At 61.3% G+C, this 13,238-nt stretch carries 11 protein-coding genes; 5 read left to right on the top strand and 6 right to left on the bottom strand.

Going from position 1 to position 13,238, the window contains the following annotated elements; all coding sequences use genetic code 11:
* Positions 1-2: 2 nt before the first annotated feature.
* The 3 genes from aguA to AACY18_RS22020 form a co-directional block, all read right to left on the bottom strand.
* A complete protein-coding gene (aguA, locus tag AACY18_RS22030; RefSeq protein WP_339466114.1) occupies positions 3-1,118 on the bottom strand; it encodes an agmatine deiminase in 1,116 nt (371 codons plus the stop codon).
* Between the two features lie 99 nt (positions 1,119-1,217).
* The gene (locus AACY18_RS22025; protein ID WP_339433224.1) at positions 1,218-2,102 is read right to left on the bottom strand and encodes a LysR substrate-binding domain-containing protein; all 885 of its coding nucleotides are present in this window, start codon (positions 2,100-2,102) and stop codon (positions 1,218-1,220) included.
* Positions 2,103-2,177: 75 nt separating this feature from the next.
* Positions 2,178-3,794, bottom strand: a complete 1,617-nt coding sequence (locus tag AACY18_RS22020; RefSeq protein ID WP_339433225.1) for a L,D-transpeptidase family protein — start codon at positions 3,792-3,794, stop codon at positions 2,178-2,180.
* Positions 3,795-3,944: 150 nt separating this feature from the next.
* Between AACY18_RS22020 and AACY18_RS22015 the strand changes: the two genes are divergently transcribed.
* Positions 3,945-4,658, top strand: a complete 714-nt coding sequence (locus AACY18_RS22015) for a murein L,D-transpeptidase catalytic domain family protein (protein ID WP_339466112.1) — start codon at positions 3,945-3,947, stop codon at positions 4,656-4,658.
* Positions 4,659-4,709: 51 nt separating this feature from the next.
* On the opposite strand, the gene AACY18_RS22010 is transcribed toward AACY18_RS22015, so the two are convergent.
* Positions 4,710-6,122, bottom strand: a complete 1,413-nt coding sequence (locus AACY18_RS22010) for an MFS transporter (protein WP_339466110.1) — start codon at positions 6,120-6,122, stop codon at positions 4,710-4,712.
* A gap of 103 nt (positions 6,123-6,225) precedes the next feature.
* Here AACY18_RS22010 and AACY18_RS22005 point away from each other — a divergent pair, with 103 nt between their 5' ends.
* Positions 6,226-7,113, top strand: coding sequence for a LysR family transcriptional regulator (locus tag AACY18_RS22005; RefSeq protein ID WP_339433228.1), 888 nt, complete (start codon positions 6,226-6,228; stop codon positions 7,111-7,113).
* On the opposite strand, the gene AACY18_RS22000 is transcribed toward AACY18_RS22005, so the two are convergent.
* Entirely contained in the window at positions 7,110-7,730 is a 621-nt protein-coding gene (locus AACY18_RS22000; protein ID WP_339433229.1) for a cell wall hydrolase, read from the bottom strand. The two genes, AACY18_RS22005 and AACY18_RS22000, sit on opposite strands and share 4 nt — an antisense overlap.
* A 199-nt stretch (positions 7,731-7,929) precedes the next feature.
* On the opposite strand from AACY18_RS22000, the gene AACY18_RS21995 reads away from it, so the two are divergent.
* Positions 7,930-8,781, top strand: a complete 852-nt coding sequence (locus AACY18_RS21995) for a CAP domain-containing protein (protein WP_339433230.1) — start codon at positions 7,930-7,932, stop codon at positions 8,779-8,781.
* Positions 8,782-8,912: 131 nt separating this feature from the next.
* Here AACY18_RS21995 and AACY18_RS21990 read toward each other — a convergent pair whose 3' ends face one another.
* Complete coding sequence (locus AACY18_RS21990) at positions 8,913-9,371, bottom strand: REP-associated tyrosine transposase (protein ID WP_339433231.1); 459 nt, start codon at positions 9,369-9,371, stop codon at positions 8,913-8,915.
* A 941-nt stretch (positions 9,372-10,312) separates the two neighbouring features.
* On the opposite strand from AACY18_RS21990, the gene moaA reads away from it, so the two are divergent.
* Positions 10,313-11,311 carry a GTP 3',8-cyclase MoaA gene (moaA, locus tag AACY18_RS21985; RefSeq protein ID WP_339433232.1) on the top strand — a complete coding sequence of 333 codons (999 nt, stop codon included), beginning with the start codon at positions 10,313-10,315 and terminating at the stop codon, positions 11,309-11,311.
* Between the two features lie 192 nt (positions 11,312-11,503).
* Positions 11,504-12,847, top strand: a complete 1,344-nt coding sequence (gene chrA, locus AACY18_RS21980) for a chromate efflux transporter (protein ID WP_339466108.1) — start codon at positions 11,504-11,506, stop codon at positions 12,845-12,847.
* Positions 12,848-13,238 lie beyond the last annotated feature (391 nt).

Genomic DNA, 13,238 nt, shown 5'->3' with positions numbered 1-13,238 from the left:
GCTCAGGCTCCTTTTTTCAGGCCGGCGTATTGCGGCATGGTGATGCACGCGACGTTGCCGCCGCCGAGGAGGATTTCCCGGGAGTTTTCGATGCCGACGATCTTGTGCTGCGGGAACAATTGGGCCAGCGTCGCCAGCGCGACTTTGTCCTGACGATCACCAAACAGCGGCACCACGATCGAACTATTGCCGGCGTAATAGTTGATGTACGAAGCACAGATTTTCGTGCCGGCCTGACGGGTGTGGGTACTGTCCTGCTGATCGAGACCTTCGGCCTCTTCGGCGGTCCATTCGAGCACGTCCGGTTGCGGCAGTTTGTGCACGATCAACTCACGGCCACGACTGTCGCGGGTGCTGCGCAGGATGTCGTAGGCTTCCTGGTAGATTTCCCACTGCGGATCATCACGGTTGTCGGTCCACTGCAAGACCACTTCGCCGGGACGAACGAAACAGGCGAGGTCGTCGACATGGCCATCGGTTTCATCGAACTTGCACCCGCGTGGCAGCCAGATCACCTGTTCGGCACCGAGGTAATCGGTCAGGCGCCGGGTGACTTCGTCCTTGCCCAGATGCAGGTTGCGATTGCGGTTGAGCAGGCACTGTTCGGTGGTGAGGATGCTGCCCTGGCCGTCGCTCTGAATCCCGCCGAGCTCGGCAATCAACGGCGCGCGATAGCGGTCGAAACGCTCGATCTCAAGGATCTTGCTGGCGATCTGGTCGTCCTTGTCCCACGGGTAATACAGCCCGCCGTCGAGTCCGCCATAGGCATTGAATTCGAAATCGACGCCACGCACTTCGCCGCTCTGATCATTGACCACAAAGCACGGGCCACTGTCGCGGAACCAGGTGTCGTTGCAGGTCATCTCGACCACGCGCACCTGGGGTGGCAACTGGCGGCGGGCGGTGGCGAATTGCGCGGCGCTGGCACACACGGTGACCGGTTCGCTGCGGGAGATGGCGGTGACGATCTGCACCCAGACTTTCTGCGCAGGCTTGGCGCCGTTGCGCCAGACATCGGTGCGTTCCGGCCAGCCGAGCCAGCAGCCGGACTTGGCTTCGAATTCGCCAGGCAGACGGAAGCCGTCGTGTTTGGGGGTGGAGTCGAGCAAACGTGCCATGGTCAAACCTCGTCTTCGGGATGGGAATGACCACAGGCTAAGGTCGCAGGGCGTTGGCCCGCCAACGATGATTATTTCGGAACAGTTGAATTCAACTCATCAATCGGCCAGTTGATCGTTGAACCATTCCAGCATCTGCGCCACGGCCGGACGCTCTAGCCGCAAGCGCTCGCAAACCAGCGCGTATTGGCCCAGAGCCGTCATGCTCGATGTGAAGGGACGCACCAGTCGGCCACTCTGCAAGTCTTCCTGCGCGGTGAGGTTGTCGCCCATCGCCACGCCCTGCCCTTGCGCGGCGGCCTCCAGCGCCAACCCGGCATGGGCGAAATACAGCTGACGCTCCGGGCGCTGATCGCCGGCGTGGCGGGTCAGCCATGCAGTCCAGGTCTTGCCGTCCTGGTCGTCGTGCAACAAGCAGTGGCGCGTCAGGTCCTTGGGCGTTTTCAGACTGCCCTGATTGAACAGGCCAGGGCTGCACACCGGGAAGAATTGCAGGTCGGGCAAAGGCCGGACGAAGTAGGCGCTGCTGTCCACCGGGCCGGTACCGTAAGTGATGGCCAGGTCGATGTCCTCGCCCGGTGCACTCGCGTCGATGGGTTGTTCATAGAGGTGCAAAGTGATGTGCGGATAGCGTGCATAGAAATCGGAGAGGCGACTCATCAGCCACTTTTGTGCAAGCTCAGCGGTGACAGCCAGGCGCAGGACCGCCAGCGACGACGGATCGCGCAACTCATCGCAGGCATCGCCCATCAGTTCGAAGGCCTGCTGCAGGCTTTGCATCAGGCGTCCGGCAGCGATGGTCGGACGAATCTGTCGGCCTTCACGGATAAACAGCGACACGCCGAGCTGTTCTTCGAGCTGGCGAATCTGATGGCTGACGGCGCTGTCGGTGACACACAACTCCGCCGCCGCTCGACCGAAATGCGCGTGGCGGGCGGCACATTCAAACGTGCGCAAGGCCGCCAATGAGGGAAGTCGTCGCATGGAAATAGATCCGTTTTTTGTGGGCCATGCTGACCGGCAACGCGGGTGCTCAGAAAACCAAGCACCCGCAGACGCTTAATGCGCCCTGTCCAGCCCCGCCAGCAATGCGCCGTCACGGCTGTAGATGTCGGGCGAATAGCGCACATGGCCCGCGCTGTCGACTTGCACCGTCCAGTAGGTCATCAGGATCGGCACCGGCGCCGCCAAGCGAAACTCATGGGTGGTGCCCGTGGCGAGCAAGGTCTCGGTGCGGGCCCTTTCTGCCGGGGTGAGCAGCAGGTCGCGCAGTTGCATCGGGTGCTCGACCCGCACACAGCCGGAGCTGAATGCTCGCGGCCCCTTGTCGAACAGCGCCTTGCTCGGCGTGTCGTGCAGGTACACCGAGAACGGGTTGGGGAAGCGGATGACCATCTGCCCCAGCGGGTTGCGCGGCCCGGCGTCCTGACGCAGCAGAATATTGCCGGGGTTATCCCAGTCGATGTCGGCTGCCGCCAAGGGCTGACCGTTGGCATCGAGCACTTGCAGGTTCTGGCGGCTGAGGAACGTCTGATCCTTGCGGATCGCCGGCAACTTGTCTTCCTTCCAGATGGTCGGCGGCACGGTCCAGGTCGGGTTCAGGGTCAGGCGCGTAACGCGCGACTTGAGCAGCGGCGTCTGGCGTTCGGCGCGACCGACTTGCGTGCGGGTCTGCCACACGGGTTTGCCGCCCTGATACAGCGTCAGTTCGGCAGCGGCGACGTTGACCAGCAGGCCATTGGGCTCGATGTCTTGCGCCAGCCAACGGAACCGTTCGAGGTTGACCCGCAATTGGTCTCGGCGGGCCAGCGGGCTGATATTGAGTTCGGCAATTGTCCCCGGCCCCACCACACCATCAGCCTGCAACGAATGATTGGTTTGAAAGTTTTTCACCGCCTCCACCAGCACATCGTCGTAGGCATTGGCGGGGGGGGCGATGTAGTCGGCCAGATAACCCTCGCTATAGAGGCGCAGCGCCAGATCCGGCACACGCTTGTCTTCCATGGCCGGGCGCAGCAGCGGTCCGCTGCCGACTGACGGCCATTGTGGCAAGGCTTTGAGCCGTTGCGCGGCGTAGAGCTGACGCAGGCTCTGGTACTGCGCCAGATGCGGACGTGCGAGGTCGAACGCTGCGCGAAGGTCATTTAGCCCCGGTACGGCGATTGCGAGCAATTCAGTCTGACGGTCGCGCGGCGTATCGTCGGCACGCCAGAGCGGCTCGAAATGAGATTGCAGCAATCGACCGAAATGCAGATCCTGCAAGGCTTGCAGGTAATAGCGGCTGATATCGATATCGGCGCATAACTCGCCATCCTGGGGCGGGGTCATCGCGACCGGGTAGCGGTTCGGGTTGAGACCATCGTCGGCCAACAACTGCAATTGCCCGTGCAAGGCCTGCAACCGCCCGGACTCACTGGCCCACACCGGCATCCAGTCCTGCTGCTGATAAAAGGCGTTGAGTCGCTCCAGTGCGGGGCCGTTGAGGTGCGCGGCGATGGCCGGGCATGCGTGTGGCAGACCGATCAGCACAGCCTGCAACGGGCTTTGCGGCTCGACGGGCATTTCGGCCGGCGGCGTGGGCAGCGTCTGCAAGGGCGGCAACGAATCATCGGCACAAGCGACAAACGGCGCAGCGAGCAAACAAATGCTCAAGTAGCATGCGTACTTTTTGAACAACTGCTTTACTCCAATCCATGGCCATCTTGATGATGGCCAACCTTACATCAGGTGCGCTGAACAGTCAGGCCCGATCTGCGGGCTTGCAGGTTATGACTGGGAGTCAGGAGCCAAAGTGCCAAATAAGTAGCCAGTGAGGACACTTTATAAATGTTGACGTTTTTGCGCCGACTTTTGCTGACCAGCGCGACGCTTGTCGCCGTGACCAGCCCAGCTTTCGCCGCCGGCAAACCATCGCCGGTGCTCTTCACCAGCCTCGCGCACGCCGCGCCAGAACTCAATCCCCAAGCGCTGAAAGGTGCCTTGAACGCCATGAAATGCGCCGTCAGCAACGGTGCGAAACCGTCTCGCCACCTGGCAATCATCGATTATTCGCAACCGTCCACCGCGCGCCGACTGTGGATTTTCGATCTGACCCGGAAAAAACTGGTGCTGCGCGACCTGGTCGCCCATGGCTCCAATTCCGGAGAAAACTTCGCCACGCAGTTCTCCAATCGCGAAGGCAGTTATCAATCCAGCCTGGGCCTGTTCCGCACGCAGGAAAGTTACGAAGGCACCCACGGCTATTCGTTACGCATGGACGGCCTGGAACCGGGTTTCAATGACATGGCGCGCGATCGCGCGATCGTGATCCACGCCGCCGATTACGTGAATCCGTTGTGGAGCAAGCGTCAGGGCCGTATCGGCCGTAGCCAGGGTTGCCCGGCAGTGCGACCTCAGATTGCCAGGCAGGTGATCGATAAACTCAAGAACGGCCAGTTCATGTTCTCCTGGTATCCGGATCAGCGTTGGCTGAAAAAGTCGCCGTACCTCAACTGTCAGCCGCAGCAGGTGGCGAGCATTCTGGGTAGCCACGCCAGCTAACGCCCCCCACGGCGCTCCTGTGGGAACGGGCCTGCTCGCGAAGGCTGTGTGTCAATCACCAGACAGGTTGACGGGGCCAACGCCTTCGCGAGCACGCCCGCGCCCACCGTTGAACCCGATTCGGCTGATGATCAGAGCCATGGCCATCAGCACCGTGGCGACGCCGAAGGTGATGTGCATTCCACTGGCGATGACCGCCGCAGGCGCCAGGGTCGGATTACCGGAAGCCATGGCAAACAGCGCCCCCATGGCCGCCGCGCCCGTGATCAATCCCAGATTGCGCGCCAGCCCGAGCAGCGCCGACACCACGCCGCGTTCATCCTGACTGACCGTCGCCATCAACCCGGTATTGTTGGCCGCCTGGAACAGCGCGTAACTGCCGGCGATCAGCGTCATCGGCAACACGTATGCCAGCACACCGAGGCTCATTGGCAAGAGTGCAAGCACAGCGCAGCCACCGATCATCCCGAGCAACGCCCCCGGCACCACCCGCCGGGCACCGAAGCGATCCACCAGACGCCCGGCCGGCACGCCGCCGAGCGCCGCCGACAGTGGCCCGACCGACAACACCAATCCGACCACGGTGCTGGCGAGGCCCAACCCGCGGCTGAGGTAAAACGGCCCGACCACCAGGGTGGTCATCATCACGGTGGCCACAAGTAACGTCATCGCCAGACTGCCGCTCAGGCGCGGGTCGGCGAACAGTGACAGGCGAATCAGCGGCGCCTTGGCTTTCATCTCGACCACAATGAACAATCCTGCGCCGCACAGGCTGATCAGCAGCAACCCCAGCGTGCCCTCCTCCAGTGTCATCGCCAGCGCGTAGGCTGCCAGCGTCAACACCAACACGCCTGTACCGAGCCCGTCAAACGCAACACGCGGCCCTGCTGCCCGATCCGCCGGCAGATAGCGATACACCAGCCACGCGTTGAGCAAACCCAATGGCACGTTGAGCACAAATATCGACTGCCAGCCGACATGCGACATCAACAGCCCCCCCAGCGCCGGCCCGAGGCTGGTACCGGTGGCCGACATCGTACCCAGCAACCCCATCGCACTGCCCGCCCGCGCCTTGGGCACTGCGTCAGCCACCAGCGCGACGGTCAATGCGAACATGATCGCCGCGCCAAGGCCTTGCACTGCCCGCGCGCCGATCAGCCAGCCCAGCCCCGGGGCCAGCGCGCAGCACAACGATGCGCTGGTAAAAATACCGATGCCGATCAACAGCAATCGACGTCGACCGATGCCATCTCCCAGACGCCCAACGCTGACAATCAATATGGTAATCGCCAACAGGTAAGCCAGAACGATCCACTGCACCTGTTGAAACGTCGCATCAAACGCCGCCGCCAATGCCGGCAACCCGGCGTTGGCGATGCTGGTGTCCAGCGACGGCATCAACATCGACAGCGCGAGGCTGGACAGGGCCCAGCGGGCTTGGGTGTTCAAGGGTTGTCGGGGCATGGCGCGCTCACAGGGCAAAGGTCGTGAGCCATAGCGTGAGTCTCGACAACACAAGGCGCAAGACGCATGATTTGCACTCGATACCTGCACAGAACGCCATGTCATGACCGCGCCGGATCTTAACCTGCTGATCACCCTCGATGTGCTGCTGCGCGAAGGCAGCGTCGCCCGCGCCGCCAAATGCCTGCAACTGAGCCCTTCGGCCATGAGCCGCGCCCTTGCCCGTTTGCGTGAAACCACTGGGGATCCGTTGCTGGTGCGCGCGGGTCGGGGCCTGGTGCCGACGCCGCGCGCGCTTGAATTGCGCGAACGGGTCAGCCCTCTGGTGCAAGAAGCCGAGGCCATGTTGCGGCCTGCCAAGGGGCTTGATCCCGGCCAGTTGCAACGCACCTTCACCTTGCGCAACACCGATGGCTTTGTCGAAACCTTTGCCGCCGCCCTGCTCGCCCGTATCGCTGAAGAGGCTCCCGGCGTGCGCCTGCGCTTTGTGCAAAAAGCCGACAAGGACAGCACACCCTTGCGCGAAGGCCGGGTGGATCTGGAGACCGGCGTGGTCGATGACAGCACCGACCCGACGCTGCACAGCCGAATCCTGTTTGAGGATCGCTGGATCGGGGTGGTACGTCAGGAGCACCCCTTGAGTTCGGGCAAGATCAGCGCCAAGCGCTTTGCCGGCGGCCAGCACATTCTCATCTCAAGACGCGGGCGCAGCAGCGGCCCGGTAGACGAGGCGTTGCTCGCCTCGGGGCTGACGCGTGACATCGTCACTTCATTCGGCGGGTTCTCAGCGGCACTGACGCTGGTGCGCGAATCAGACCTGATTGCCACCGTCCCGGAACGTCACACCAGCAAGCTGCGCAAGGGCCTGCACAGTTTTGCCCTGCCCTTCGAAATGCCCCCAGTCAGCGTCTCAATGCTTTGGCATCCGCGAATGGACGCCGACCCGGCACATCGATGGCTGCGCAACTGCGTGCGGGAAGTCTGCGCCTAACGCGCATCGCCGCCAGCGGGTTTATAGAACAGGAATTTTTTTGTCTCGGCAGTTTTACGGTAGGCCTTGGCCCAACCGGGATGCACGTTGCGGTCGTGGAAATACAACGCGCCGTGGGTGCGATCCTTGAGCTGACGGTTCAACGCCTTGCCGGCGATTTCCTTTGCCTGCGCATATTCGGCGTCTTCCTTGACCTGATCCGGCTTGCCATCGCACCACCAGGAAAACTGGCAGGTTTTAGCTTCCGACCCCTGTTTCACCACGGCGCAAACCGTGTCCGGAAACCCTTCGTGGCCAAGACGATTCATCACCACGCTGGCCACGGCTTCCATTTGCGGGGTGTCCTTGCCTTTGGCTTCCCAGTAGATGCTGCGCGCCAGGCAGGTGATGGGATCATCCAGCGGCGCGGCGCCGGCCGGGTCCACTGCTTGCACTTCAGTTGGGGTGATCGCTTCGGATTTTGGCGCCGGAGCAGCGCTGACTTTGTCCGCGGCTTTCTCTTCCAGCACTTGGGCTTTTTCTTCGGCCTTGGCCTGGATCGGCGCCTGATCGGTGGCCATTGCAACGTTGGCTAACAGGGTTAACGCGAAGCAGCCAATCAACCATTTCAATCCCATGTCAGTTCTTCCGGCAGGGCCCGAGTCGGGCAAGGTGTTACGCAGGGGAGCCCCCCGGTTTCCGGGGCCTTGGCTGAGTGTAGACGGCAAAATCGCGGGTAACGTTCCGCTGAAAAAACCACCGAATGAAGAAAAAGACATTGCACCCACCGGGGGCGTTTCGCGCATCATGGGCGCACTCAGCTCAAGGGAGATTTCCATGCGCTTCATGCCATCCGTTTTACGCGTTGCCGCGTTGACCGCAGGCATGGCCTTTGCCGCCTCGGCCATGGCCACCGATGAGTCGCAACTGATCGAGTCGATCAATAAATACCGCAGCGAACCACAACGTTGCGGCAGCCAGGCCTCCAACGAACTACCGCCACTGTCGAGTGATCCGCGCCTGATCCTGCCGGCCAGCGGCGCCGTCGATTTGCAGCAGGCCATGGTGAGCGCCAGTTACCCAATGAACAAGGTTCAAGCGATCACCCTCAACGGCCCACGGGATGCGGGGGCGGCGATGAAGGCGATTCAGGAAAGTTTCTGTCAGGTGGTGCTGGATCCGCAGTTCGTCGATATCGGCGTCAGTCGCGCCGATCGTGATTGGCGCATTGTGCTGGCGCGACCGCTGTTGTCAGCCAAGCTGGGCGATGCACAAAGTGAGGGCCAGAAACTGCTGGAGCAACTCAATGTCGCCCGCCGTCAGCCACGTCAGTGCGGCGGCCAGGCCTTTAGCGCTGCCCCGCCGCTGGCCTGGAACGCCACCTTGGGCACTGTCTCCCAGGATCACAGCCGCGACATGGCCAACAAGAACTACTTCGACCACAAGGACCGCGACGGCCGCACACCGGGCGACCGCGCAGAACTCGCGGGTTACAGCGGTCAACGGGTCGGTGAAAACATCGCCGCTGGCCAGGACAGTGTGCGCAAAGTCGTCGACGGCTGGCTCGCCAGCCCTGGCCACTGCGCCAACCTGATGAACCCGCAATACAAGGAACTCGGCGCCGCTTACGCGACCGACCCGAAAAGCGATGCAGGCATCTACTGGACCACGATGTTTGGTGCTCAATAGCAACGCAGATCAAATGCGGGCTTGCTCACGAAGAGGCCGACACATCCAGCATCGATGTTGCCTGACCTGACGCCCGCTCCCACAGTAGGTCGTCGCTGGATGGAGAATCTGTGTCTGGCCATATCCGTAGGTCAAACCCAGATTGCATCCCATAGCGGGTAATCACCAAGCTTTTCCACCAGCCCTGCCCTTAAGGGATTGGCGACTACATAGCGGGCCAGCTTCACTAAATCCTCCTCCCGTCGCAACGCATGATCATGGAAGCTTGGCTGCCAAAGACTCCCCGTTCTGCCGGTCGCCTTGTTGATTGAACGAGTACTCAAGGATTTGGCCTGGCACATCAATGGGTCCAATGTTCCTTTTTGCAACTGGATCAGCCAGTGGAAATGGTCCGGCATGACCACCCACGCCAATGTTTCAGCAAAGCCCTCCTGCTGTGCTTGTCTGAACTGGTTCACGATCAATCGGCCGAGCCTGTAATCCTTGAACACCGGCTCACGCCCCAAGGTATTGGCGGTTAGAAGGTAGATTCGGTTGTTTTCGCAATAACGGCCGGTTCGCAGGCGATGTGACGAGAATCGTTGGGGCATTCCTTTGCCTTGTTGATGATTTGAGTTCAGAAAAGGCTAGATCAGCGATCACAACACGCAGGCCATGTTTTTTCGCAGAATGTGTCTGCACCGCAGATCCAAGGTGGGAGTGGGCTTGCTCACGAAGAGGCCGACACATCCGGCATCGATGTTGCCTGACATGACGCTTTCGCGAGCAAGCCCGCTCCCACAGGGGGGTTGGTGAATTGGCGAAGATTTGCGGTTGACCACGATTCAGGCTGGGAGTGGGCTTGCTCACGAAGAGGCCGACACATTCAGCATTGATGTTGCCTGACCTGACGCTTTCGCGAGCAAGCCCGCTCCCACAGGGGGGTTGGTGGATTGGCGAAGATTTGCGGTTGACCACGATTCAGGCTGGGAGTGGGCTTGCTCACGAAGAGGCCGGCACATTCAGCATCGATGTTGCCTGACCTGACGCTTTCGCTAGCAAGCCCGCTCCCACAGGGGGATTGGTGGATTGATGAGGATTTGCGGTTGACCACGATTCAGGGTGGGAGTGGGCTTGCTCACGAAGAGGCCGGCACATTCAGCATCGATGTTGCCTGACATGACGCTTTCGCGAGCAAGCCCGCTCCCACAGGGGGGTTGGTGGATTGGCGAAGATTTGCGGTTGACCACGGTTCAAGGTGGGAGTGGGCTTGCTCACGAAGAGGCCGACACATCCGGCATCGATGTTGCCTGACCTGACGCTTTCGCGAGCAAGCCCGCACAGGGGATGGGGGTGTATTGGTTCGTGGGTACTTATTCACCCTGCGCACATTGTCTGATTGCTATTCATAACCCCGCGGGCAAGAAATATCTGATCATCGACAGAATCAATCAGCCGTTCATTAACAGTGATTGGACGCCACACAACGTTGTCCATAACCTGCGCGGTCTTGTTCCGTTAATCGCGGATTTCTCATTCCTGCGAGGCTGTCATGTCAGAACGCGTCCTGATCGATGGTTACAACCGCCGCGTCGACTATTTGCGCATGTCAGTCACTGACCGCTGCGATTTCCGCTGCGTCTATTGCATGGCCGAAGACATGCAGTTCCTGCCCCGGCAACAGGTACTGACGCTGGAAGAAATCCATCAACTGGCGCAAAGCTTCGTCGCCCTGGGCACCCGCAAGATCCGCCTCACCGGTGGCGAGCCGCTGATCCGCCCGGGCGTGGTCAAGTTGTGCGAGCAGATCGCCGCCCTGCCCGGCCTGCGCGAACTGTGCCTGACCACCAACGGCTCGCAACTGGGCAAACTCGCCGCGCCGCTGTTCGATGCCGGGGTCAAACGTCTCAACGTCAGCCTCGACAGCCTCAACCCCGAGCGTTTCAAACAGATGACCCGCACCGGCGATCTGGCTCAGGTGATCGACGGTATCGATGCTGTGCGCAAGGCCGGTTTCACCCGAACAAAACTCAACGTCGTGGTGATGCAGGGCCGCAACGATCAAGAGATCAACGATCTGGTGAGTTTCGCCATCGACCGTCAGCTGGATGTCTCCTTCATCGAAGAGATGCCCCTGGGGATCATCAGCGAGCACAGCCGGGCGGAGTCGTTTTTCTCAAGCGCGCAGGTGCGCGAAAAGATCGCCGAGCGCTATACCCTGATCGACTCTGCCGAATCGACTCAAGGTCCATCGCGCTACTGGCGGCTGGCCGAGGCACCGGACATTCGCCTGGGGTTCATCTCGCCGCACAGCCACAACTTCTGTGGCACCTGCAATCGGGTGCGGCTGACTGTCGAGGGGCGCTTGCTGTTGTGTCTGGGTAACGAGCATTCGGTGGATTTGAAAGCAGTGCTGCGCGCCCACCCTGGGCAACCGCAACGGCTGGAGAAAGCCATCATCGAAGCCATGAAGCTCAAGCCGTATCGGCACAATTTTGAAGTGAACGACGACGTTCAGGTCGTGCGGTTCATGAACATGACCGGCGGCTGAACCGTCACTCATCGGCGTAAACGGGATCGCATTGCATGTGCGGTTGTGCAAGGACAGCGAAGGCTGCGCCGTACAGCGGGCGGCTGCGCCACAAGGTCGGAGCCAGATGCTGGATTCTCAAACTGTCTGGCACTGCGTCACAAAAGCCTGATTAGATAGCCGCTCCCCACGGATTCACCTCAGGAGCCACGCTTGAGTACAACGCCCAAAGATCTACCTCGCCCCGACCCGGTCAGCCTGCGCGATGCCTGGCGCTTCTGGCTCAAGCTTGGCTGCATCGGTTTCGGCGGCCCGGCCGGGCAAATCGCGATCATGCATCAGGAACTGGTCGAACGCCGGCGCTGGATTTGCGAGAGACGTTTCCTCCACGCACTCAACTATTGCATGTTGCTGCCCGGCCCTGAGGCCCAGCAACTGGCGACCTACATCGGCTGGCTGCTGCACCGAACCTGGGGCGGTGTGATCGCGGGTGTGCTGTTTGTCTTGCCGTCGCTGTTCATCCTGATTGCACTGTCGTGGGTCTACATCGCCTTCGGTGATCTGCCGGCAGTGGCCGGGGTGTTTTACGGGATCAAACCGGCGGTCACGGCGATTGTCCTGCACGCGGCCCACCGCATCGGTTCGCGGGCGTTGAAAAACGCGTGGCTATGGGCCATTGCCGGCGCCTCTTTCGTGGCGATTTTTGCCTTCAATGTGCCGTTTCCGTTGATCGTGCTTGGCGCCGCAGTGATCGGTTATTTCGGTGGGCGAATGGCGCCCCGGCGCTTCGCTAACGACGCCCAGCGCAGCGGCGGAAAATCCTTCGGCGCCGCGCTGATCGATGACGACACCCCGACACCCGAGCACGCACGATTCAGCCTGCACAAATTGCTGAGAATCATGCTGATCGGTGCAGCGCTCTGGTGTTTGCCGATGGCGTTGCTGACCGCTCTATTGGGCTGGGACGGCACCTTCACACAAATGGGCTGGTTCTTCACCAAAGCGGCGTTGCTCACCTTTGGCGGGGCCTATGCGGTGCTGCCCTACGTCTATCAGGGCGCCGTCGGGCATTACGGATGGCTGACACCAACGCAGATGATCGACGGCCTCGCCTTGGGCGAAACCACGCCGGGACCGCTGATCATGGTGGTGGCGTTTGTCGGCTTTATCGGTGGTTATGTGCAACCGGCGTTCGGCCCGGAACATGCATTCGCCGCTGGCGCGTTGGCGGCGACGCTGGTGACGTGGTTTACCTTCCTGCCCTCGTTCCTGTTCATCCTCGCTGGCGGGCCATTGGTGGAGTCGACTCACAACGAGCTGAAGTTCACCGCTCCGTTGACCGCCATCACCGCAGCGGTGGTGGGGGTGATTCTGAATCTGGCGTGCTTCTTTGCCTACCACGTGTTCTGGCCGAACGGCTTTGCCGGGCACATGGACTTTTTCTCGGTGACGCTGGCGGTTGCAGCGGCGTTGGCATTGTTCGTTTTCAAGCGTGGCGTGATCACTGTGCTGATCGTTTGCGCCCTTGCCGGGCTGGCCTTTCACTTGATGGGCTGAAACGCAGCCAGCCAATCTCCCGTTTACACGCCCGTGGATTGCCCCTTACTATCCGGGCACACCGGTCGGCGGGTCAGTCCCGCCACCGACGTTTTCCGCCAACGGAAACACGCGTTATGAGTACGTCACCACAACAACGAAACTCGTTGAACGTCTCCGCTAAGTGCGCCCTCCCTCACAGGGGCCGCGCATGAATCGTATCGTCAATCTCCCCATGGCCCTGCGCCGTTCCAAGCTGCGTCACTCCGCACGCCCGCCGGATATCGCCCTGCCTGTCTGATCGCGCCTGAAAGAAGCCGCGACAGCCCCCTACTCCTTGATATACCTGCCAGGACGCCCGCGCCTAATGCCGAGCTGCGTCCGGACCGATTCTGCGCGCCTGTGCGGCGCC

Source organism: Pseudomonas sp. EA_65y_Pfl2_P74, assembly GCF_963970575.1.
Taxonomy (GTDB): domain Bacteria; phylum Pseudomonadota; class Gammaproteobacteria; order Pseudomonadales; family Pseudomonadaceae; genus Aquipseudomonas; species Aquipseudomonas baetica_A.
This window is presented reverse-complemented; position numbering and strand designations above follow the sequence as displayed.